21 protein-coding genes and 1 pseudogene are annotated in these 20,751 nt (G+C 69.0%); 11 read left to right on the top strand and 11 right to left on the bottom strand.

Annotated features, from left to right (window positions below; translation table 11 throughout):
• Positions 1–7: 7 nt before the first annotated feature.
• The 3 genes from SALPAC6_RS0124090 to SALPAC6_RS0124080 form a co-directional block, all read right to left on the bottom strand.
• Positions 8–727, bottom strand: a complete 720-nt coding sequence (locus SALPAC6_RS0124090; RefSeq protein WP_026190029.1) for a PP2C family protein-serine/threonine phosphatase — start codon at positions 725–727, stop codon at positions 8–10.
• Positions 724–1,341, bottom strand: coding sequence for a UTRA domain-containing protein (locus tag SALPAC6_RS0124085; protein WP_050563472.1), 618 nt, complete (start codon positions 1,339–1,341; stop codon positions 724–726). Before SALPAC6_RS0124085 ends, SALPAC6_RS0124090 begins: the two co-directional genes overlap by 4 nt.
• A gap of 85 nt (positions 1,342–1,426) precedes the next feature.
• A complete protein-coding gene (locus SALPAC6_RS0124080; protein ID WP_018255863.1) occupies positions 1,427–2,587 on the bottom strand; it encodes a pyridoxal phosphate-dependent aminotransferase in 1,161 nt (386 codons plus the stop codon).
• 66 nt (positions 2,588–2,653) lie between these two features.
• Between SALPAC6_RS0124080 and SALPAC6_RS0124075 the strand changes: the two genes are divergently transcribed.
• Together SALPAC6_RS0124075 and SALPAC6_RS0124070 are read left to right on the top strand one after the other, a co-directional pair.
• A complete protein-coding gene (locus SALPAC6_RS0124075; RefSeq protein WP_188115259.1) occupies positions 2,654–3,199 on the top strand; it encodes a helix-turn-helix domain-containing protein in 546 nt (181 codons plus the stop codon).
• 147 nt (positions 3,200–3,346) lie between these two features.
• Positions 3,347–3,985 carry an MIP/aquaporin family protein gene (locus SALPAC6_RS0124070; protein ID WP_018255861.1) on the top strand — a complete coding sequence of 213 codons (639 nt, stop codon included), beginning with the start codon at positions 3,347–3,349 and terminating at the stop codon, positions 3,983–3,985.
• 46 nt (positions 3,986–4,031) lie between these two features.
• On the opposite strand, the gene SALPAC6_RS0124065 is transcribed toward SALPAC6_RS0124070, so the two are convergent.
• From SALPAC6_RS0124065 to SALPAC6_RS0124055, 3 genes and pseudogenes are all read right to left on the bottom strand, one after another.
• The gene (locus SALPAC6_RS0124065; protein ID WP_018255860.1) at positions 4,032–5,024 is read right to left on the bottom strand and encodes a tyrosine-type recombinase/integrase; all 993 of its coding nucleotides are present in this window, start codon (positions 5,022–5,024) and stop codon (positions 4,032–4,034) included.
• A 415-nt stretch (positions 5,025–5,439) separates the two neighbouring features.
• Positions 5,440–5,666: pseudogene (locus SALPAC6_RS28580) on the bottom strand (ATP-binding cassette domain-containing protein); the annotation flags it as partial.
• A gap of 271 nt (positions 5,667–5,937) precedes the next feature.
• Complete coding sequence (locus tag SALPAC6_RS0124055) at positions 5,938–6,666, bottom strand: SDR family NAD(P)-dependent oxidoreductase (protein WP_018255858.1); 729 nt, start codon at positions 6,664–6,666, stop codon at positions 5,938–5,940.
• Between the two features lie 131 nt (positions 6,667–6,797).
• Here SALPAC6_RS0124055 and SALPAC6_RS0124050 point away from each other — a divergent pair, with 131 nt between their 5' ends.
• Positions 6,798–7,511 carry a hypothetical protein gene (locus SALPAC6_RS0124050; RefSeq protein WP_018255857.1) on the top strand — a complete coding sequence of 238 codons (714 nt, stop codon included), beginning with the start codon at positions 6,798–6,800 and terminating at the stop codon, positions 7,509–7,511.
• Between the two features lie 76 nt (positions 7,512–7,587).
• Here SALPAC6_RS0124050 and cydB read toward each other — a convergent pair whose 3' ends face one another.
• On the bottom strand, positions 7,588–8,586 hold the full coding sequence (gene cydB / locus SALPAC6_RS0124045) for a cytochrome d ubiquinol oxidase subunit II (protein WP_018255856.1): 999 nt from the start codon (positions 8,584–8,586) through the stop codon (positions 7,588–7,590).
• A gap of 16 nt (positions 8,587–8,602) precedes the next feature.
• Positions 8,603–10,015, bottom strand: a complete 1,413-nt coding sequence (locus SALPAC6_RS0124040) for a cytochrome ubiquinol oxidase subunit I (RefSeq protein WP_018255855.1) — start codon at positions 10,013–10,015, stop codon at positions 8,603–8,605.
• 167 nt (positions 10,016–10,182) lie between these two features.
• Here SALPAC6_RS0124040 and SALPAC6_RS0124035 point away from each other — a divergent pair, with 167 nt between their 5' ends.
• From SALPAC6_RS0124035 to SALPAC6_RS0124020, 4 genes are all read left to right on the top strand, one after another.
• Positions 10,183–10,950: a lysophospholipid acyltransferase family protein gene (locus SALPAC6_RS0124035; protein WP_018255854.1), complete on the top strand. Its 768-nt coding sequence runs from the start codon at positions 10,183–10,185 to the stop codon at positions 10,948–10,950.
• Positions 10,951–11,014: 64 nt separating this feature from the next.
• The gene (locus SALPAC6_RS0124030; RefSeq protein ID WP_026190027.1) at positions 11,015–11,785 is read left to right on the top strand and encodes a glycerophosphodiester phosphodiesterase; all 771 of its coding nucleotides are present in this window, start codon (positions 11,015–11,017) and stop codon (positions 11,783–11,785) included.
• 19 nt (positions 11,786–11,804) lie between these two features.
• Positions 11,805–13,199: an MFS transporter gene (locus tag SALPAC6_RS0124025; protein WP_018255852.1), complete on the top strand. Its 1,395-nt coding sequence runs from the start codon at positions 11,805–11,807 to the stop codon at positions 13,197–13,199.
• 54 nt (positions 13,200–13,253) lie between these two features.
• Positions 13,254–13,952 (top strand): thymidine kinase, encoded by a 699-nt coding sequence (locus SALPAC6_RS0124020; protein WP_018255851.1) that lies wholly within the window; start codon positions 13,254–13,256, stop codon positions 13,950–13,952.
• Between the two features lie 24 nt (positions 13,953–13,976).
• Here the strand turns inward: SALPAC6_RS0124020 and SALPAC6_RS0124015 are convergent, their stop codons facing one another.
• Entirely contained in the window at positions 13,977–14,435 is a 459-nt protein-coding gene (locus SALPAC6_RS0124015; protein ID WP_018255850.1) for an Rv0361 family membrane protein, read from the bottom strand.
• 82 nt (positions 14,436–14,517) lie between these two features.
• On the opposite strand from SALPAC6_RS0124015, the gene SALPAC6_RS0124010 reads away from it, so the two are divergent.
• The 4 genes from SALPAC6_RS0124010 to SALPAC6_RS0123995 all read left to right on the top strand — a co-directional run bounded on the left by SALPAC6_RS0124010 (position 14,518) and on the right by SALPAC6_RS0123995 (position 18,668).
• Positions 14,518–15,522, top strand: a complete 1,005-nt coding sequence (locus SALPAC6_RS0124010; RefSeq protein WP_018255849.1) for a Gfo/Idh/MocA family oxidoreductase — start codon at positions 14,518–14,520, stop codon at positions 15,520–15,522.
• Positions 15,523–15,598: 76 nt separating this feature from the next.
• Entirely contained in the window at positions 15,599–16,765 is a 1,167-nt protein-coding gene (locus SALPAC6_RS0124005) for a 3-dehydroquinate synthase family protein (RefSeq protein WP_018255848.1), read from the top strand.
• Positions 16,762–17,673, top strand: coding sequence for a sugar phosphate isomerase/epimerase family protein (locus SALPAC6_RS0124000; protein WP_018255847.1), 912 nt, complete (start codon positions 16,762–16,764; stop codon positions 17,671–17,673). Before SALPAC6_RS0124005 ends, SALPAC6_RS0124000 begins: the two co-directional genes overlap by 4 nt.
• Before the next feature lie 62 nt (positions 17,674–17,735).
• The gene (locus SALPAC6_RS0123995) at positions 17,736–18,668 is read left to right on the top strand and encodes an LLM class F420-dependent oxidoreductase (RefSeq protein WP_018255846.1); all 933 of its coding nucleotides are present in this window, start codon (positions 17,736–17,738) and stop codon (positions 18,666–18,668) included.
• Positions 18,669–18,702: 34 nt separating this feature from the next.
• Here SALPAC6_RS0123995 and SALPAC6_RS0123990 read toward each other — a convergent pair whose 3' ends face one another.
• Together SALPAC6_RS0123990 and SALPAC6_RS0123985 are read right to left on the bottom strand one after the other, a co-directional pair.
• The gene (locus SALPAC6_RS0123990; RefSeq protein ID WP_018255845.1) at positions 18,703–19,701 is read right to left on the bottom strand and encodes a tyrosine-type recombinase/integrase; all 999 of its coding nucleotides are present in this window, start codon (positions 19,699–19,701) and stop codon (positions 18,703–18,705) included.
• 13 nt (positions 19,702–19,714) lie between these two features.
• Positions 19,715–20,686, bottom strand: coding sequence for a hypothetical protein (locus SALPAC6_RS0123985; RefSeq protein WP_018255844.1), 972 nt, complete (start codon positions 20,684–20,686; stop codon positions 19,715–19,717).
• Positions 20,687–20,751: the final 65 nt, after the last annotated feature.

The following is a 20,751-nucleotide window of genomic DNA, read 5'->3' as shown; positions in this document are numbered from 1 at the left end:
GCGAGAGCTAGCTGTCGTCCCGGACGTGCAGGACGATCGCCGACACGTCAGGGCCACCCTGCGTGAGCGCGGAAGCAGTCAACCAGTCCACCGCCTGCTGCGCAGTTGCTGCGGCCGCCAAGGTCGTGTGCAGGCGCTCAGGCGACACATAGGAGCTCAGACCATCCGAACAGAGCAAGATTCGGTCGCCGGAAGTCAGCGCCAACACGGTGATATCGGGTGATCGGCCATCAGGGTGGCCATCCAGGAAACGTGTCAGCTTGTCCGAAAGGTGGGGCACCTCGGCGGCGCCGGCGACCAGGTTCCGGTACAGGTGATCCTCAGTAATCTGGATGGTGCGATCCCGCTGCGGTCCCGTTGCCGGCAGGAGGTAGGCCCGAGAGTCACCGACATTGGCCAGGGCGGCCGCCCTACCGGCACAGAGTAGTGCGACCAGGGTGGTCCCCATGCCCGCAAGGCTCGGTTCGGCGGCAACCCGGTGCCGCACCGCACTGTTCGCCGCATGCACCGCCTCTCCCAGCACCACCGGCAGCGCACCTGGATCCACTTCCTGGTCGTACCGCCGCGCTGCCTCAATCACGGTGGCGCTGGCGACATCGCCGGCACCATGGTTGCCGAGACCATCAGCGACCGCGAACAGACACCGCCCCACGTGAATGGCGTCCTCGTTGCGTCGTCGACCGAGCCCCACGTGACAGCTCCCCGCAACATCAATGCGCAGACTCACTGTTCCGGGTCATCCTCCGCACACACGTTGATCACCTCAGGCCACGGTTCCCGCGCCGACACATCACGATGCAGAAGGTGGATGGTCTCGACCCGGTCACTGGCGACAACGCACTCGGTCACCTCGACCGGCTCACCGTCGCCGCCAGAAACACCCACCCGAATGATCTCCAGCACCGGAAGGCTCGCCGGGATCTCCAACAGGGCGGCCTCCCGCGTACTGGGCATCCGCGCGCGGTGGATCTCCATCCAGGTGATCGGCCAGTGACCTCCGGCCTCCAGTCGGTGTTGCCAAGCACCCGGCCCGGCGGCAGGGGAGTCCAACCCGGGCACGGCGGCTGCCCGCGGATGGATCCAGGAAGTGCTGGCCTGGAAGGGCGGCTCCGCCTCGGGCCCGGTGACCCGGAGCCGGCGCATCACCCGGGTACCGGGCTCAACCTTGAGCAGTTCGGCGATGCGCGGGTCGGTGAGGGGCGCAACAGCCACCACCGGCACGATGTGTTCCCGCCACACCTCCGGACGGGTAGCCGGCGGGAAGGAGTAGCCGGTGGCAGCGGCGTTCCGCTTCACCAGATCCCCTCGGGGCCGGCGTGAGCGGGCCGTTCCGTATCGCACGATGACCCCCGCTCCGGGACCCCCATACCTAGCCGTCCCCTACCTCTTCTACACCCAGCAGCCGGCCGAGGTGACCGAACGCGGATTATCCGATGGCCTGACGGAAGCGGTCAGCCAGGCTGGAGAGACGGTCGACCGGTTCGTTGGCGAACACGATCCGCAGGTAGCGCCCGCCGCTGGGCCCCCAGCCATCCATCGCCGTGGCCGCTACCTTTGCCCGGTCGAACAACCGCCCCGCCAGCGCGGCAGGCGTCAACCCCAGGGGCCAGGTATCCACGAGCAGCGACCAGCCACCGTGTGGTCGAACGATCGGATAGCCCGAAAGCTGCTGCAGGACCGTGTCGCAGCGCCGCTGCCAACGGTGGGTGGCGGCGGTGACATCGGCCTCGGCGTCGGGTGCGTCGAGCGCGGCGGCCACCGCCCCCTGCGCCAGCCCAACCTGACAGACCACATTGGTCAGGCCAACGAGCTTGATGTCGGCGAGAATCGCGGCCGGGGCCACGACCCATCCGACCCGCCAGCCGATCAGCCGCAGTTCCTTGGACGCCGAACCGACGGTGATGGTGCGCCCGGCGAGGCCATCATGAGCTGCTGGATGGCTGGGACGAAGGCCGTCGAAGCGGATCCGCTCCATGGCTGCGTCATAGACCAGCCAAGCATTGTGCCGCGCACAGACAGCAGACAACGCGGCCCAGTGCTCCGCGTTCAGGACCAGCCCGGAGGGCATGGCCGGGCCCATCATCAGCACCGCGGCGGTGTTGGGTCCCACCGCGCTGGCGAGGTGCTCCGGATCCACCACCCAGCCCTTCGGCGTGGGCTTGGCGGGCACGAAGCACGGCACCCCACCGGCGAGCCGAACCCGATTGACCAGGCCAGCGTAGATGGGGTCAACCAGCACCACCTCCTGACCCGGCTCCACGGTAGCCAGCAGGGTGTTCAGGATGCCGTTCAGTCCACCGGCCACGCTGACACACTCGGTGTCGGGGTCGTACCGTCGGCCAGCGACGCGCGACACGTGAGCCGCGGCGGCCGCGCGCAGGGAACGCTGTCCCTGGAAGGGCAGGTAGCTGTTGGCCGCGTCGTCGTCGATCGCAGCCCGCGTCGCGGCGACCGCCACGGCCGGTGGTTTAAGATCGGTGTCCAGATTCTCCAGCCGAAGAAAGTCCGGGTCGGCTACCGCGTCTGCGGCGTCGCCGACCAGGTCAACGCCGATGCCCGGAATATCGCGTAGGCGGCTGACGGTCATGTGACACTCCCCAACGTCCCACTCTGTTCGCTTCCCTGGAACGAACGTAACACTAAACTGGTACGCATGGATCTGGCGCGTACGGTTGGCTCGAATGTGCACCGGCTGCGAAATACTGCTGGCATGTCCCTGGCCGACCTGGCCGCAGCCGGCGGCCTCAGTAAGACCACCCTGCACAGCATCGAGCAGGGGCACGGCAACCCCACCCTCAGCACTATGTGGGCCCTGGCCACAGCACTGAGGGTGTCGCTCGGCGAACTACTGGAGACGCCCACCTCCAGCACCGACGTCGTACGCGCCGACGACCAACAGCCACGCATCAGTGGAGACGCGGTCAGCGCCCGCCTACTTCACCGCATCCCACTGCGCGGCACCGTGGAGGTCTACGACATCGACGTAGCCCAGATCACCCAACACTCGCCCGCCCACCTGCCCGGCGTGCAGGAGTGCATCATCCTCACCCACGGAAGCGTCACCACCGGCCCTGTCGACGCCACCGCCACCCTGGCCGAACGCGACTCCATCCGGTTCGACGCCAACCGCCCTCATCAGTACCAGGGCCATGGGCAGCGCAACCGTGCGGTCCTGCTTATGTTGCACCCCGATACCTGAGGGTCGTCGATCGCACGAAATGGCCGCGAGTGAACGTCCAGGACGTGCCAACACCCAACGATATCTCTCAATCATTTCACTACTTCGTAAGATCTGTATTAATCAATACGAGTAGTGTCGGCGAGGGGATCGACAAGGGAGGCTGCAATGCGCCGGTACGCGACTGAACTCATCGGAACATACTTCCTGCTACTGACAATCGGCCTGGCAGTCACCACGATGAACGCCCTGGCGCCATTGGCAATAGGTGGCATTCTCATGGTCATGATCTACGCCGGAGGACATATCTCCGGAGCCCACTTCAACCCCGCCGTAACACTGGCCGTTCTTATCCGTGGCCGCATCAAACGAGCCGACGCCGGAGGGTACATCCTGGCCCAACTCCTCGGCGGCCTGGCCGGCGCGGTGACCAGCCAACTCATCCTCACCAACGCAAAGCCGACAGCGCTGTCACCGGCAGGGCGCGAGATCTGGATGGTATTGGCGGTAGAAGCCCTATTCACCTTCGCCCTCGCCTACGTGGTGCTCAACGTCGCCACCAGCCGCAGCCACCCAGACAACTCCTTCTACGGCCTGGCAATCGGGGGAACCGTCATGGTGGGAGTGGTCACGGTCGGCGGAATCTCCGGCGCGGCATTCAACCCGGCAGTCGCATTCGGTGGCGCCGCCATCGGTCTCTTCGCCTGGTCAGCGATCTGGATCCACCTACTCGCCCAAGCCGTCGGCGCGACGCTCGCGGCGACGGTATTCCTTACCCTCAGCCAGAAAGACCGCAAGCCCGCCTGACACCGGCGGCGGCTGGCCCCTTCAGCACCACGGGCCAGCCGCCGCCTCACGTCGACAACAACTCCGCCAGCACCCGATGGGTGCGATTCGAACGCACCGCCGCCCGCTGTTGACCCGCCGTCACCTCAATGTATGCCTGCGAAGACGCCAGCGACACATGCCCCAGTAGCCGCATGATCTCCGCCGCGCTCGCACCATCCTCCGCCAGCCGCGTCGCGAACGTGTGCCGCAACGCGTGCAGCCGCGCCCCCTGCGGCACCCGGTCACCGATTCCCGCCCGCCGAAAGCAGGAGTCCACCAAATACTGCAACCCACCCCGGCGCAGCGGCCCACCCCGCCGATCCAACAGCAACGGCGCATCCGGACCCACACTGCGGGCCCCAAATCGGCGACGACAACTATCCAGATAGTCCGCCAACACCTGGTCCAACTCCGGCTCCACCGGCACCACCCGTGGCCGCCCACCCTTACCGGCCACATCAAGCCGCCGCTCGCCGACCCGCCCGGCCAGGGATGCCACCCGAAGCGCCAGCATCTCGGCCATCCGCAACCCGCCGCACAACGCTAGCGCCAACACCGCCAGGTCCCGCTGCGGCCAGGGGTCTCGCTGCCGGCCCTTGACCCGGGCCACGGCCGTCAACAACTGCTCAGGAGTGTCCGCTCCACGCAGTGGCCTGGGTCGGGGTAGAGGTGCTCGAGGGCGTCCCACCGCTGGCATCGGATTGCCGGCGACGACTCCGTCCGCCACCAGGAACACGAAGAAACTGTTCCAGGTGGACCAGGCGCGATGCACCGACGAGGCGGAGCGGGTGGCGGCAAAGTGGGCGAACGCCGACCGCAGCGTGCGGGAATGGAGCGCCGTCAACGGCAGGACGTCCAGGGGGAGGGGAGGGGTGAGCGCGTCGGCGGCGATGCTCGCCACGGTGCGCAGGTCCCGCCGGTACGCCGCCACAGTGTGCGGAGAGGGTTTGCGGGTGGCGCGATCGGTCAGGAACTCCTCGATCAGCCGCTCTACCGGTTCACCCAACCTATCCTGCATAAGGAACATTATGCATGAATCTCGTGTTTTGGACAGAGTCTACCGAGGACACACCCGATGGGGGTGCGGTAGCCCTGTCCGGGTCGGATCACCCGGTAACGCGAGAGGCCGGGCGGCGCGATGGAAGAGTGACGGGCCGTACGCGACTGCGGGAGTGTTCGCGCGGGTGTAGCCGCTCGGTGGCTGCCCGGACGATGACGGTGGGCCCATCTCACGATCGCGAGGCCGCCCAGTGTGGTGCAGCACCAACGGGGTAGGGCCCCTGTCGCCGGGGGCTCAGTCTGGCGAGGGCCGACCGTTGGAGGGGGCCGTCAAAGCATCCTACTTGACATAATATACATTATCGAATGTTGACTCGGTGCTCAGGTTGGTGATGCGTCGGCCGACGAACTGACCGTCCGAGCCTCCGGCGCGCTCAGGGGCTGACGTAGGCGGCGAGATGCTCGCCGGTGCGGGTACTCCGGCTGGCGATCAGGTCGGCCGGAGTACCGTCGAAGACGATCTGGCCGCCGTCGTGGCCGGTTCCGGGTCCGAGGTCGATAGTCCAGTCGGCGTGTGCCATCACCGCCTGGTAACGCTCGATGACGATGACCAACCGGCGTCAACCAACCGGTCGAGCAGCCCGAGGAGTTGTTCGACGTCGGTGGGTGCGGAGCCGAGGTGGCTGATCATTGTGGTGCGTTGGGCCTCTCCCCCGGACAGGGCTCCGGTGGGTCGGTTGAGGGGAGGTAGCCGAGGCCGACCTCGGTGAAGGAGTCGCACTCGGGGCAGGTGGTGAAGGTGAGGATGCGTTGATGTGTGGCCCGGGTGCCTGGTGTGCCGGGCTGGTGGCCGTGCTCATCGGGTCTCCTGTGTCGGTTGCGTCGGCTGGGTGGGGGTGGCGCCGGTTGCTGCGGGTCGGGTTGGTGGTGGGTCAGAGGCCGCCGCTGACGCGGAGGATGGAGCCGGTGGTGTAGCTGGCGTCGGGTCCGAGGAGCCAGGCGATGGCGGCGGCGACTTCGTCGGGTTCGCCGGCGCGTCCGAGAGGGATGCGGGCGGCGGCCTGGTCGGGTCGATCGGGCTGGCCGGAGCGGATGTGGATGTCGGTGCGGATGATGCCGGGGGCGACGGCGTTGACGCGGATGCCGCGGGGGGCGAGTTCTTTGGCCAGGCCGAGGGTGAGGGCGTCGGTGCCGGCTTTGACGGCGGCGTAGTGGACGTATTCGCCGGGTGCGCCGAGAGTGGCGGCGGTGGAGGAGATGTTGACGATGGCGCCCCCGCCGGGCATCCGCCGGGCGGCCTGTTGGGCGGCGAGAATGTAGCCGATGAGGTTGACATCGACGACGTGGCGTAGGTCGGTGGGGTCGAGGTCGACGAAGGGGCCGATGGGGCTGGTGACGCCGGCGTTGTTGACCAGGCCGGTGAGGTCGCCGAGGTCGGCGGCGGCGGCGAACAGGGTGGCGAGTTGGTCGGGGTCGCGGGTGTCGGCGGGTACGGCGATGGCGGTGGTTCCGGTGGCGCGTAGTTCGGTGAGGACGGTGGTGGCGGCGGTGTGGTCGCGTTGGTAGGAGAAGGCGATATGGTGGCCGGCTCGGGCGAGGCGGCGGGCGGTGGCGGCGCCGATTCCGCGGCTGCCACCGGTGATGACGGTGACCGGATTCAACGGGTCTCTCCCCTGGTCTGGCGGGTGTGTGGCGAGGCTACCCCCGCGGTGTGATGGGGTGGCGCATCTTGGGTGGCCGGCGGCTGATATCAAGTACGGCAGTCGGACAGGTGTACGGAAGAGGGCGTGTGATGTCGGGGCAGGGTTTGTCCACCGAGGAGGTGGACGGTATCCGGGAGGCGGTTGCCGCGGGCCGGAAGCCGAAGGTGGTTTTTACCGCTTCGGCGGGGCAGATCGCGGGGCAGGTCGGTCAGGTTGTGGCGTTGACCGACCCGGCGGTCTCCGACGAGTTCGTGGTGGTGCGTTTCGGGCGGGACGAGTTGCCCTTCTCCCCCGTTGATGTGGCGGTGGCGCCACGGGGGGCGGGGCGGAAGGTGCCGTCGGCGGAGCGGCCGGCTGGGGAGCCGGTGGCGGCGGAGCCCGTGGTGGTGGCACCGGAGCCGGAGTTCGTGTTGGACACGCCGCCGCCGGCGGTGGCACGGGTGGCCGGGGAGGATGCGTCGGCGCGGCTGGTGGAATCGGCGAAGCCGGCGCGGCGGGCGGTGAAGCCGGCGAAGACAGCGAAGGCGAAGGGGCCGGCGGGGCTGACGGTGACGTTGGCGTATGCCGAGGGTGAGTGGACGGTGGCGGCGCAGCAGGGGGCGAAGGTGCTCGCCAAGCCGTATGTGGTGAAGCCGGCGGAGGCGCTGCGGATGGTCGGATTGGTGGATGTGTCGGGGGTGCAGGAGGCGGTGGAGCAGATTCTCGCCGCGGAGCGGGCCGAGGCGGAGCAGCAGGCGGAGAAGCTGCGTTCGGAGTTGGCGGAGGTGGAGGCGCGGCTGGCGGAGCTGCGGGAGGCGGGCTGAGCGCCACGACGGCGGTCGCCCGTCGCCCGGGGTTTTCCGGGGACGGGCGACCGTCGTCTTCGGGGTGTGGTGGGGGTCAGTGTCGCGGGATGTGGGCCACGCCGATGCGTTTGCGGAAGACCCAGTAGGTCCAGCCCTGGTAGGCCAGCACGATCGGGGTGAAGATGACCGCCACCCAGGTCATGATTTTCAGGGTGTAGGGGGTGGAGGCGGCGTTGGTGGCGGTGAGGGTGCCGGCGGCGTCCAGGGTGGATGGCAGCACGTTTGGGAATAGGGCGGTGAACAGGGTTGCCACGGCCAGGCCGATCGCGGCGGCGGTGCCGATGAAGGCCCACCCCTCGCGGCGGGCGTAGGCGGCGGCGAGGCCGCCGAGCAGGGCCACGGCGGCGGCGACAGCGAGGGCGATGGCGGCCGTGTTGGCGCGGATGGTCAGGCTCCAGGTGAGGAACGCGACGGCGAGTACGGCGGTGGCGACGCCGACGCGGACTGCGAGGGCGGCGGCACGGTCACGGATGTCGCCGACGGTTTTGAGGGCGATGAACACGGCGCCGTGGGTGAGGAACAGGGCGGCGGTGGTGGCGCCACCGAGGAGCGCGTAGGGGTTGAGGAGGTTGAAGAACCCGCCGGCGTATTCGTGGTCGGCGGTGAGAGGTACGCCACGCAGGATGTTGGCGAATGCGACTCCCCACAGGATGGCGGGGAGCAGGGATCCGAAGAAGACGGCGTGGTCCCAGCGGCGTTTCCAGGATGCTTCGGGGCGCTTGTTGCGGTATTCGAAGGCGACGCCGCGGGCGATCAGGGCGAGCAGGATGAGTAGTAGCGGTAAGTAGAAGCCGGAGAAGAGGGTGGCGTACCACTCGGGGAAGGCGGCGAACATGGCGCCGCCGGCGGTGATGAGCCAGACCTCGTTGCCGTCCCAGACCGGGCCGATGGTGTTGATCAGGACGCGGCGTTCGCGGTCGTCGCGGCCGAGGACCGGCAGGAGCATGCCGACGCCGAAGTCGAAGCCCTCGAGGATGAAGTAGCCGGTGAACAGCACGGCGACGAGGAGGAACCAGATGGTGGTGAGGTCCATGTGGGGGCTCCGCAGATCAGTAGGCGAAGGCGAGCGGGCGCTCGGCGTCGTCGGTGTCGTCGGTGTCGGGGTCCGGGGTCAGGTCGGGTACGCCGGCCTTGGCGTAGCGGATGAGGAGTTTGCATTCGATGACGGCGAGGGCGGCGTAGATGAGGGTGAAGGCGGTGAACGAGGTGAGGACTTCGGTCATCGACACGCTGCGGGAGACGCCGTCGCGGGTGAGCATTTCGCCGAAGACGATCCAGGGCTGGCGGCCCATTTCGGTGAAGATCCAGCCGAAGGAGTTTGCGGCGAGGGGTAGTAGGGGCATGACCAGGCCGGCGCGGAGTAGCCAGCGGCTGGTGGGGGTGCGGCCCTTGCGTTGGCTCCAGAGCACCAGCAGGGCGATTGCGGCGGCGGCCAGCCCGAAGCCGATCATGAGGCGGAAGCTCCAGTAGGTGATCGGGATGATCGGGCTGTAGTTGCCGGCGCCGTACTGGGCGGTGTACTGGGCTTGGAGGTCGTTGATGCCGCTCACGGTGCCGTTGGGGTCACCGGTGCTCAGGTAGGACAGCAGGTAGGGGATTTTCAGGGCGAAGAGTTCGCGGCTGCCGTCGAGGCTGCCGACGGTGAGTACGGAGAAGGAGGCGGGGCTCTCGGTGTTGTAGAGGCCTTCGGCGGCGGCCATCTTCATGGGCTGCACCTGGGTCATGATCTTGCCTTGGATGTCGCCGGTGATCATGACGGCGGTGGCGGAGATCAGGGTGACCCAGGATCCGAACTTGGCGGCGAATCGGTAGGCCGGGGTGTCCGTGGAGTCTGGCCTGCGGATCAGGTGCCACAGGGCGACGGCGACGAGGAGGGAGCCGGCGACGAGGAAGGCGCCGGCGATGGTGTGCGGGAAGGTGATCAGGGCGACCTTGTTGGTCAGGACGGCGACGAAGTCGGTCAGTTCGGCGCGGCCGGTGTCGGGGTTGATCCGGTAGCCGACGGGGTTTTGCATGAACGAGTTCGCGGCGAGGATGAAGTAGGCCGACAGGTTGGTGCCGATGGCGGCGGCCCAGATGGTGGCCAGGTGTAGGCGTTTGGGTAGCCGGTCCCAGCCGAAGATCCAGAGGCCGATGAAGGTGGATTCGAGGAAGAAGGCGACCAGGGCTTCGATGGCTAGGGGGGCGCCGAAGATGTCGCCGACGAAGCGGGAGTAGTCGCTCCAGTTCATGCCGAACTGGAATTCCTGCACGATGCCGGTGACCACGCCCATCGCGAAGTTGATCAGGAAGAGTTTGCCGTAGAACTTGGTGAGCTTGAGGTATTTCTCGTCGCCCGTGCGGTGCCAGAGTGTTTGCAGGATGGCGACCAGGATGGACAGGCCGATGGTTAGTGGCACGAACAGGAAGTGGTAGACGGTGGTGACACCGAACTGCCAACGGGCGACGTCTAACGCGTCCACCTGTGACCCCCAGATCTACAGACTTACTACAAAGCGTAGTAGATACTACAGTCGGTCGTAGAAAGATTCTCAGGGGCGGGGGGCCCGAGGTCCCGGGACCAATGGCCTCGATCATGGGGGGTCTACGTCCCCCGCCGGGCGCGCAGTCGTGCGATCATGAAGCGCTGATGGAGACTGGGCACCCCGAATCGCGAGCGCCGCTGATCTGGCGTACCGCACAACCGCTTGCCCGCGTCGTGGTCGGCGCCCTGGCCCGGCTGGAGGTAGCCAACGAGATTCCGCGGCGCCTACGCCCCGGCCCCCTGCTGCTGGCCGCCAACCACATCAGCCCGTTTGACCCGATCGTGCTCGCCGCCGCCTGTCACTCGGTGGGGATCGCGCCGCGGATCATGGCCACCGGCGGGCTGTTCCGTGCCCCGTTGGTCGGCGCCGCCATGCGGCACGCCGGGCACATCCGGGTCGACCGAGGTGCCAGCACCGCGACCGAGGCAATGACGGTGGCCGCCGATGCCCTGGCCGGCGGCGCGGTCATCCTGGTCTACCCGGAAGGCCGCATCGGTCTGGATCCGGGGCTGTGGCCCGAGCGGGGCAAGACCGGGGTCGCCCGGCTCGCCCTCGGGTGCGGTGTGCCCGTGATCCCGGTCGCCCAGTGGGGTGCCCACGAGGTGCTCCCCTACCGGGCCCCGAAAGGCCTGGTACGCGCGCTCGCCCGCACCGTCACCCACCGACGGGTGGTCCGGGTACGTTTCGGCGCCCCGGTCGACCTCACCGACCTGCCGTCCGATGCGCCCGGCGCGGCCCGCTGGGCCACCGACCGGATCATCGATGCGATCACTGACACGCTGGCCCCGCTGCGACCCGACGAACCCGACCGACCCCGCTACGTTGATCCCGGGCGGCCGGTCGACACCAGCCGCTCCCACCGTCGGAGCTGACACCCGCCACTTTCGTGCTCACACCCACTACCTGACGATCGCATCGGCCGGCATACTTCTCGGCGTGCTGATCGGCTCGTGCCCCTACCTCGACACGCCAGCGCCGCTGGCATTCGCCCACCGTGGTGGCGCTGCCGAGGGCGACGAGAACACGGCAGCGGCATTTGCCCGGGCCGTCGGCCTGGGCTACCGGTACGTCGAGACCGATGTGCACGCCACCGTCGACGGCGTCGCGGTGGTCTTCCACGATCCCACGCTGCGTCGGGTGACCGGCTCCCCCGGCCGAATCGCCGAGCTGCGGTGGGCCGACCTGGCGACGGTGCGCGTCGGTGGGGCGTCCGTCGTGCCCCGCCTGGATGAGGTGCTGCACGCCTGGCCGCAGGTTCGGTTCAACGTAGACGTCAAGGCCGGCTCCGGCGTCGAGCCGGCGGTGGCCGCCATCGAGCGAGCCGGCGCCGGCGATCGGGTGCTGTTGGCCTCCTTCAACGACGCGCGGCTGGCCCGGATGCGGGCGCTGACCCGGGGCCGGATCGCCACCAGTCTCGGCGTGCGAGGTGTGGCGCGGCTGCGGCTGGCGTCGCTGGCCGGCCGGCGGGTGCGGCTACCGGAGTCGGTGGTCGCCGCGCAGGTGCCGGTGCGGTACGGGCGGCTGCGGGTCACCGACCGCCGGTTTCTGGCCTACTGTCACCGTCTCGGGCTGCAGGTGCACGTCTGGACCATTGACGAACCCGCCGAGATGCACGAGCTATTGGACCTCGGGGTGGATGGCATCATGACCGATCACGTGGGCGTGCTGCGCGACGTCTACCGCAGCCGCGGCCACTGGGCCGCCTGATTCAAGGGTAGATCCGGAGTTGTCCGCCACCGCCGCCCCCGCCGTTGACGACACTCCCCCCACCCCGCGCAGCAGCCGCCGGGAACGCACCGGCTGGTACTTCTACGACTGGGCGAACTCGGCGTTCCAGACCACCGTCATCACCGTGTTCCTCGGTCCGTTCCTGACCACCGTGGCGGGGCAGGCCGCCGGCTGTGAGCTCGGCGCGGACCGCTGCGTCGGGTACGTGTACCCGCTGGGGATCAAGGTCGCCGCCGGGTCGTACTACCCGTATCTGATCTCACTGTCGGTGCTGCTCACCGTCTTCGTGTTGCCGGTTGTCGGCGCGATCGCCGACCGGACGCGGCACAAGAAACGGCTCCTCGCCGCCGCGGCCTACGTCGGTGCTGGTGTGACTGTCGCGATGGCCTTCGTCACCGGGGGGCGGTATCTGCTCGGCGGGGCGCTGTTCCTGGTCGCCAACATCGCCTTCGGCGCCGCGATCGTGGTCTACAACTCCTTCCTGCCGCAGCTGGGTGGGCCGGACGACCGGGACGGCATCTCGAGCCGGGGGTGGGCGCTGGGGTACCTCGGCGGGGGTCTGCTGCTGGCGCTCAACCTGGCTGTGGTCACCGCGTTCACCGAGGAGGGCAACCCGCAGCGCACCCTGGACCTGGCCCGCTGGTCGATCGTCTCGGCGGGCGTGTGGTGGGCCGCGTTCACTCTGGTGCCGCTGCGCTGGCTCCGTGAGCATCCCACCGCCGCGGCGGTGACCAGCGACGGCAACGTGCTCACCGATGGTTTCCGGCAGCTCGGGCGCACCCTGCGGCAGCTGCGGGCGTATCCGTTGACGCTGTTCTTCCTGCTGGCGTTCCTGGTCTACAACGACGGCATCGCGACGGTCATCACCCTGTCCTCCCAGTACGGCACCGAAGAGCTCCGGCTGACGCAGAGCACCCTGATCGTCACCATTCTGTTGGTGCAGTTCCTTGCCTTCGGTGGCGCGCTGCTGCTCGGCGCGCTCGCCCGGCGGATCGGCGCGTGGAAGACCGTCCTGTTGAGTCTGGTGCTGTGGATCGCGGTGGTGATCGCCGCGTTCCGGCTGCCCGCCGAGGCGCCGCTGCCGTTCATGGCGCTCGGCGCGGCCATCGGGCTGGTGCTCGGCGGTAGCCAGGCGTTGAGCCGGTCGTTGTTCAGTCAGCTCATCCCCGCCGGTAAGGAGGGCGAGTACTACGGCTTCTACGAGATCAGTGACCGGGGTACCAGCTGGCTTGGCCCGCTCGCCTTCGGGCTGGTGTTCCAGCTGACCAACTCCTACCGGGTGGGCCTGGTCTCGCTGCTGATCTTCTTCGTGGTCGGGTTCGTGCTGCTGCTGGCGGTGCCGATGCGGCGGGCGATCGTGGCCGCGGGGAACCGACCGCCGCGGGTGCTGTGAGCCGGTCGATTGCTGCCGCCGCGGCGGCGGGTCGATGGGTTAGGCTGCCGGACCGTGACCGACCACGCCCCCACCGATTCGATCTGCCTGGCCCCCGCGTCCGGATCGCCCGTGCGCGCCGGCGGGCACGGGCGTCCGTTGCACGCCGCGGCGCTGCGGTTCTACTGGGGTCCGATGGACTGCGGCAAGTCCACCATGGCGTTGCAGATGAACTACAACCACGCCCGGCAGGGCCGGCGGGGCCTGGTCACCACCCGCATCGACCGGTCGTTGGGGCCACGGGTGACCACCCGGGTCGGGTTGGCGCACGAGGCGATTGAGGTCACTGCCGAGCTGGACCTGCGCGCCCTGGTCCGCCGCCGGCGGGCCGAGGGGGTCGGGGTCGACTACCTGATCTGCGACGAGGCCAGTTTCTACCAGGTCGAGCAGGTGGAGCAGTTGGCTGAGTTGGTTGACGACGACGACGTTGACGTCTATGCGTTCGGTCTGGCGACCGACTTCCGGTCCCGGATGTTCCCGGCCGCGCGGCGGCTGTTCGAGTTGGCGGACTCGGTGGCCCGGATCCAGGTGGAGGTGCTCTGCTGGTGCGGGCGGGAGGGGTTGCTCAACGCCCGCGTGGTCAACGGGCAGGTGGCGCGGGAGGGTGCGCAGGTGGTTGTCGGCGATACGGCCGAGACCGCCCAGGTGCGCTACCAGGTGCTCTGCCGGCGCCACCACCGCGCCGGCGAGCTGGGGCCGACCACGTCCGGCTGACCGGATCATCCCCGGGGCGGTGGATCAGTACGGGTCGCCGCAGACCCGCCAGCCGCCATCCTCGGTGATGATGGACAGGTCCCGCTGCTCGGTGCTGCCGCTGTCGCGGGTCAGCCGCACGGTGACGGTGCCCTGCGGTCGGCCGCGGCGGCTGGTGACCGCGACATCGACGATCTCGTAGTCCGCTACGGTCGGCGGGGTTCGTACCCAGCTGCTGAAGCCGTTCTTGCTCCACCGGCTGCGGGAGTCGGCGCAGAGGTGTTCGTAGGCGCCGGCGGTGTCCCCGGTGGTGAGCTGCCGCAGGAAGTCGTCGGCGGTGAGCCGTACCGGCCCGGCGGCGCGGGTCACCGCCTGCAGGTTCCACGCGGCCAGCCCGGCGACACCCACACAGCAGAGCAGGACCATGGCGCCCGCGACGACCAGGCCGGTCCGGACCGGCCGTCGCGGCTGCGACGGCCGAATCCATGGCGGCTCGGCGTTCACACCCCTCGACGGTAGAGACTTGGCCCCGGGCGATGGTGCGGAATACCGCGACGCACAGCGGAAGTATTTCCATAATCACGGTATGCGTATTGCCGTTGTCGGGGTGGGCCGGATGGGCGCCACCCATGCCGCCAATCTTCGCCGTCACGCCGATGTCACCTCGTTGGTGGTCGCCGACGCTGACCGGAAGCGTACTCAGGAGGTGGCACGCCGCCTCGATGTCAGCGCGGCGGAGTCGATCGACGAGGTGTTCTCCTCCGGGGTCGACGCGGTGGTCATCGCCGCGAACACCGCCGCGCACGCCGAGTTGATCCGGCGGGCGGCACGGGCGGGTCTGCCCACGTTCTGCGAGAAGCCCATCGCGGCGGACCTGTCCGAGTCGATACAGACCGTGCACGAGGTGCAGGCCGAGGGCGTGACGTTGCAGATCGGCCTCATGCGCCGCTTCGACGCGGGCTTTCTGGCCGGCCGGGACCTGGTACGTTCCGGTCGACTCGGCCGGTTGCACACTATTCGTTCTGTTGGCGCGGACCCCGCTCCCCCGCCCGCCACCTACCTGTCGGCCTCCGGTGGGATCTTCTGGGACGCGCTGATCCACGACTTCGACCTGCTGCGGTGGATCACCGGCCGGGAGGTCACCGAGGTGTACGCGTGCGGCTCGGACGCCGGGCCGCAGATCTTCGCCGAACTGGGGGAACTCGACACGGCGATCGCGTTGCTGACGATGGACGACGGAATGCTCGCCGCCACCACGGCCAGTCGGTGTAACGGGGCCGGCTATGACGTGCGCATGGAGGTGTGCGGGGACGCGGACACCATCGCTATCGGGCTGGACCCGCGCACCCCGCTGACCTCCGTCGAGCCGGATGTCACGTTCCCGTCGTCGGATCCCGTCCAAGGTTTCCTGGAGCGCTTCGCACCGGCTTTCGAGGCGGAGATCGATACCTTCCTTCAGGTTGCCCGGGGAGATCTGAACAATCCGTGTGACGGGCGGGAGGCGGTGGAGGCGCTTCGGGTGGCGGAGGCGTGCTGGCGGTCGCAGCGAGAGCGGCGACCGGTCCGGATGACGGAGATCGCCGGTTTCTGAAGGGGCGAGCGCCGGCCGGTGCGGCGCTTCGGTGGCGGTGACGGCATGGTTTCGGGCGCGGTGGGAACCAAGGGGCATGGCCCGGTCCTGGAAGTGGGAGGCGAAGGTTGCCCGGCCCGTCGAGTGGAGCACCACGCTCTACGACGGGTTGCTGGAGCTCACGCCCCACAGTGAGCCGGCGCTCTTCGGCGACCTGAACCGCTCCCGGCGGCGTTTCATCACCGTTGACGAGAGTGTCTGGCGGCTCTACCAGAAGGAGATCACCGGGCTGCTGAACCGCTACCGACTCGAGTGGAACAACCCACCTTGTCTGCTGCCGGGCGGTGAGGACGCCAAAACCCGCGACGGCGCGAACCGGATCTACGGCGCGATGGATGCCTTCGGCGTTCCCCGGTTCGGTGAACCGCCGATCGCTATCGGCGGTGGCGTGCTGCACGACGTGTTCGGCCTGGTGGCCGGCGAATACCGACGGGGCGTGTCGTGGGACTTCATCGGCACCACCCTCGTGGCGGCCATTGACTCGATGTTCGCCCTGAAGTGCGGCGTGAGCGCGGGATGGAAGAACCGGGCCGGTCTCTACCATCCCGCGCGGTCGTCGATGACCGACGCCCACTTCTTCGCGACGTTGGAGCCGCACCACATCAGGGATGGCTTCGCGGAGATCCTCAAGGTCGCCGTCGCCGGCGACCAGGCCCTGTTTCGGCTGCTCGAGGAGCACGGGCCGCGGGTCGCCGAGGAGCGCTTCCGGGCCGCCGACGACGCCTCCGAGGAGATCCTCAGCCGATCGATCTCCTGGATGATGCGGGAACTGAAGCGTAACCCGTTCGAACACGAGACGGCCCGGGCCAGCTACCTGGGGCACAACATCTCGCCGGGGATCGAGCCGGCCGTGACGCACGGCCACGCGGTGGCGTTGGACATCGCCTGGACCAGCATGATCGCCTGGCGGCGGGGGCTGATCGGGCGTTTCGTCCGCGACCGGATCCTGCGCCTGATCCGCTCCCTCGGCCTGGATGTGTGGCATCCCGCGATGGCGGACACGCAACGGCTGGAGGCGGCCCTGTCCGACACCGCCCGACACCGGGGTGGACAGCAGCACATCCCCACGCCGACTCGCGTCGGTCGGGTGACATACCTGGGAGATGTCACCAGCGACGAACTGCGGCGCGCCGTCGAGGACCAGCACCAATGGGAGTTGGGCAACCTGGGGTCGGATACCACGAAGCAAGGTGGCCGGCGATGAGTCCGTCGGATGGTCTGGATCATCGGATTCAGGTTGGTTCATCCCCGGACTCCTGGGGTGTGTGGTACGCCACCGATCCACGGCAGATTCCTTGGCCACGTTTCCTCGACGAAGTAGCCCGGGCCGGCTTCGAGTGGATCGAACTCGGCCCGTACGGGTATCTGCCGACCGACCCGACCCGGCTCGCCGGCGAAACCGCTCTCCGTGGCCTGCGGGTCGCCGCAGCGACAGTCTCGACGTCTCTGCACCGGGGGCACAGCGGCTGGCAGGAGACCTGGCCCCGGGTGGCGATGACCGCGGCGCTCGTACGGGCGGTGGGTGGGTCCTGCATTGTGATCATGCCGGGCTACTGGCGGGACCCGTGGAGTGGCGCGTTCGTCGAGGAGCCGCATCTCACGGCGGCGCAGTGGCGGGACCTGACCGTGTTGACCAACCGGCTCGCACGACAGGTCCGCGACTCTTTCGGGTTACGCGTCATGCTCCACCCGCACGCCTACACCCACGTCAACGATGAGCAGGCGGTCACCCGTTTCCTCGATGCGACGGACCCGGAGCTGGTCTCCCTCTGCCTGGATGTCGGGCACTACGCCTTCAGCGGCGGAGACAGCGTGAAGCTGCTCGACAGCTGCGGCGAGCGCGTCGGCCACCTGCACCTCAAGCAGGTCGACCCCGCGGTGCTCGCCGACGTTGTCGCCAAGGAGGAACCGTTCGCCGCCGCGGTGGCCCGCGGGGTGTGGTGTGAGCCGCCGAGCGGGCTCCCCGCGCTGGAGCCGGTTCTGGCCGCCGCGCGGCGGCTCGACACCGACATGTTCGCCATCGTCGAGCAGGACCTGTACCCCTGCCCCGCCGACAAGCCCTTCCCGATCGCGGAACGGACCCGCGAACTTCTGCGTTCCTACGGGGTGTGAATCACCCTCCGGGTGTTGGTTGTTGCGCCGAAAGCCGCACCGATTCGCAGGAGACTGGGCACATGCAGTGCCATGTGTTCACGAACCCCCAGCAGGGGGCGAGCTACGACGAGGTCGCCGCCACCGCCAGGGCGGTGGAGGAGCTCGGGCTCGACGGCTTCTTCCGCTCGGATCACTTCCTGGCGATGGAAGGTGCCGCGGGACTGCCGGGCCCCACGGACACCTGGGTGACCTTGGGCGCGCTGGCCCGGGAAACCCGACGTATCCGACTCGGCTCGTTGATGACCTCGGCGACGTTTCGGCATCCGGGATTGTTGGCGGTCACGGTCGCCCAGGTTGACCAGATGAGCAACGGGCGGGTCGACTTCGGGTTCGGCACCGGATGGCACGAGCCGGAACACCGTGCCTACGGTGTCCCCTACCCCGCCATCGGCGAGCGGTTCGACCGCTTCGAGGAACAACTGGACATCGTCACCGGCCTGTGGGACACCCCGCAGGGCGAGCTGTTCGGCTATGCCGGGAAGTACTACCGGCTGACCGACGCGCCGGCGTTACCGAAACCTGTCCAGCGGCGTCCTCCGATCATCATCGGCGGCACCGGACCGACCAGGACTCCCCGCCTGGCAGGCCGCTACGCCGACGAGTTCAACTACGCCTTCCCCACGTTGGCGGAGATCGCGGAGCAGGGCGCGCGGGTGGACGCGGCCTGCGAGAAGGCAGGCCGGGTACCGTCGAGTCTTCGCCGCTCGGCTGTTGTCCTGCTCGTCTGTGGCCGGGACTCCGCCGAGGTGTCCCGGCGCGCGGAACCGGTCGGTGGGCTCTTCACCGCGCAGATGATGGAGCACGGGCTGGTCGGTTCCCCGGCGGAGGTGGTCAACCGGATCGGGGAGCTGGCCGAGGCGGGCATCAGTCGGCTCTATCTGCAGACGCCCCACCAATTCGACGTTGATCACCTGGCGTACTTCAGTCACCACATCCTGCCGCAGCTGGACTGACGGGGTGCCGGCGGGAAAGGCCGCGGCCGGCGGGTCAGCCGCGGCGCCGGGAGCGGGCCGCCCAGATCGCGTACGCCGGGTCCCGGTCGAGGTTGTGCCGGTCGCGGTCATAGCGGCGGGTGGTACGCGGGTCAGCGTGCCCCATCGCGTCCTGCACGTCCTCCAACGGCACGCCCTCGGCGCGGGCGGTGGTGGCGAAGGAGTGCCGCAGCGAGTGCGGTGACAGCCGCGCCCACCCCGGGATGCCGGCCTCCCGGGCCAGCCGGCGGACCAGCCGGAACACGGAGTGCCGGTCCAGCCGGGCTCCGGTCGAGGTCACCAGCAGCGGACCGGTCAACCGGTGCACCGGCACATCCGCGGCGGCGGCCCGCAGTGCCAGGTAGGCGTGCACCGCCGCCGAGGAGCTCGGGGTCAGGGCCCGCCGCCGGGCCCGGCCGCCCTTCCCGGTGAAGCGGACACTGTGGTGACCGCGCTCGATACCCAGGTCTCCGACGTCCAACGACACCAGTTCACCGACCCGCAGCCCGAGGTCGACCAGGATCGCCACGGCGGCCCGGTTCCGGGCGGCGGTCGGGCCGGTGGCGCTGTCGGCGACGGCGAGCAGCGCGTTGACCTCCTCCGGGGTCAGCCCGATGGTCGCCGAGTGGTCGCGGTCAACGTGAGGGCGATCCGCTCCGGTCACCGGATTGGTCTCGACGGCCCGCAGCTTGACCAGAAAGTCATACCAGCTGGACAGGGCGGAGAGTTTACGGGCGACCGTGGCGGGTGTGAGCGGCTTACCGCTGCGGGCATTCGGCGTCGACTCCAACCACCGGGCGTACGCGTTGACGTGCAGGAATGTGGCCCGCATCGGGTCGGCGTCGGCGTCGGCGCACCAGCCGAGCCAGCCGGCGACGTCCCGCCGGTAGGCGTGTCGGGTGTGTTCGCTGAGCCGGCGGTTGGCCAGCCACGCCTCGGTGAAGTCAGCCGCGCCGACGGGCAGCACCGGCGGTGGTGTCGAGCTGCGCCGCACCGGAACCTCGGAGGAGAACATGTGCGAAAGGTTCTCAGGATGGGGTGGGTAACGGTCGGAGGCGCGCCCGCAGGAGCACCGCGGTCACCGCCGCGAGGGTGAGCGCGGCGACCGCGGTGAACGCGGTCAGGGTCGCCAGGTCGGGGTGCAGGACTGACTGGCCCCGGCTGGCCTGCCAGCTGAGCACCGCGAAGACCCCGGTACCGCCGAGGGCGGCGGCGCCGACGAGGTCGGCGCGGGTCCGCTCGTCGCGGAGCCAGGGCCGCCGGCCCGAGGCGGCGCCCAGGGCGACGGTGAGCAGCAGCAGCCCCTGGATGGCGTGCATTCCCACGAAGTGCGGAACCCGCAGGTCCCCACCGGTGGTGCTCCACCGGGTGACCGGCATTCCATTGCCGTCGGGGTCGCCGATACCGTGGGCACCGATCAGGGACACCTGCTGGTCGTTGGCGTCGGCCACCACCCGCGGCGTCTGCCCCGAGGTGCTCAGCCACAGGGCCACGACCATGCTGGCGACCGCCAGGCCCAGCCCGGCGCGGAGCGCCCGGGTCAGCGCGCGGTCACCGACGCGCTGGACCAGCAGCAGGATCGCCACGAAGAAGGTGGTCAGCAGGAGCGGCATGATGCCGACGGAGAACAACGCCTGTACGGTGCGGGCCACCGGGTCGGTGTTGTCGTTGAAGTGGCTGAAGGTGCCGTTGGCGGCGGCGTAGGCGACGGCCCCGACATCCAGCACCCCGGCGAAGGCGAAGACCGTGCCGAGCCACCAGCCGATGCGTCGGCCCCGGCGGAGTGTGCCGAGTAGCCACGCCAACACGAGGGCGTGCACGCCCATGGCAAACCCGAACTTCAACGGTTTCAGCCAGACCGGCTCGCCGACGAGGTGCCGGTCGTCAAGCAGCAGGCCACCGACGGACACCAGGGCAACGGTGAACATGAAGACCGCGTTCGCGAGCAGCGGCCGATGCCACTCGGTCTGCACGCGGTGAGGTGCGGTGATGGTGCTCATGCGTCGCTCCGTCCGCTGGCGCGCACCCGGCCCGATGCCGGATGCCTCTTGAGCGTCCTCGGACG

Origin of the sequence: Salinispora mooreana (genome assembly GCF_000379065.1) — a bacterium.
Lineage (GTDB): Bacteria > Actinomycetota > Actinomycetes > Mycobacteriales > Micromonosporaceae > Micromonospora > Micromonospora mooreana.
The sequence above is the reverse complement of the archived record's forward strand: the minus strand, read 5'-3'. Positions and strand labels throughout refer to the sequence as shown.

Bases quoted from the DNA above. Each gene is read 5' to 3' on its own strand.
- SALPAC6_RS0124080 (WP_018255863.1), bottom strand. From the start codon at position 2,587: ATGACCGTCAGCCGCCTACGCGATATTCCGGGCATCGGCGTTGACCTG.
- SALPAC6_RS0124075 (WP_188115259.1), top strand. From the start codon at position 2,654: ATGGATCTGGCGCGTACGGTTGGCTCGAATGTGCACCGGCTGCGAAAT.
- SALPAC6_RS0124070 (WP_018255861.1), top strand. From the start codon at position 3,347: ATGCGCCGGTACGCGACTGAACTCATCGGAACATACTTCCTGCTACTG.
- SALPAC6_RS0124065 (WP_018255860.1), bottom strand. From the start codon at position 5,024: ATGCAGGATAGGTTGGGTGAACCGGTAGAGCGGCTGATCGAGGAGTTC.
- SALPAC6_RS0124050 (WP_018255857.1), top strand. From the start codon at position 6,798: ATGTCGGGGCAGGGTTTGTCCACCGAGGAGGTGGACGGTATCCGGGAG.
- cydB (WP_018255856.1), bottom strand. From the start codon at position 8,586: ATGGACCTCACCACCATCTGGTTCCTCCTCGTCGCCGTGCTGTTCACC.
- SALPAC6_RS0124035 (WP_018255854.1), top strand. From the start codon at position 10,183: ATGGAGACTGGGCACCCCGAATCGCGAGCGCCGCTGATCTGGCGTACC.
- SALPAC6_RS0124010 (WP_018255849.1), top strand. From the start codon at position 14,518: ATGCGTATTGCCGTTGTCGGGGTGGGCCGGATGGGCGCCACCCATGCC.
- SALPAC6_RS0124005 (WP_018255848.1), top strand. From the start codon at position 15,599: ATGGCCCGGTCCTGGAAGTGGGAGGCGAAGGTTGCCCGGCCCGTCGAG.
- SALPAC6_RS0124000 (WP_018255847.1), top strand. From the start codon at position 16,762: ATGAGTCCGTCGGATGGTCTGGATCATCGGATTCAGGTTGGTTCATCC.
- SALPAC6_RS0123995 (WP_018255846.1), top strand. From the start codon at position 17,736: ATGCAGTGCCATGTGTTCACGAACCCCCAGCAGGGGGCGAGCTACGAC.
- SALPAC6_RS0123990 (WP_018255845.1), bottom strand. From the start codon at position 19,701: ATGTTCTCCTCCGAGGTTCCGGTGCGGCGCAGCTCGACACCACCGCCG.
- SALPAC6_RS0123985 (WP_018255844.1), bottom strand. From the start codon at position 20,686: ATGAGCACCATCACCGCACCTCACCGCGTGCAGACCGAGTGGCATCGG.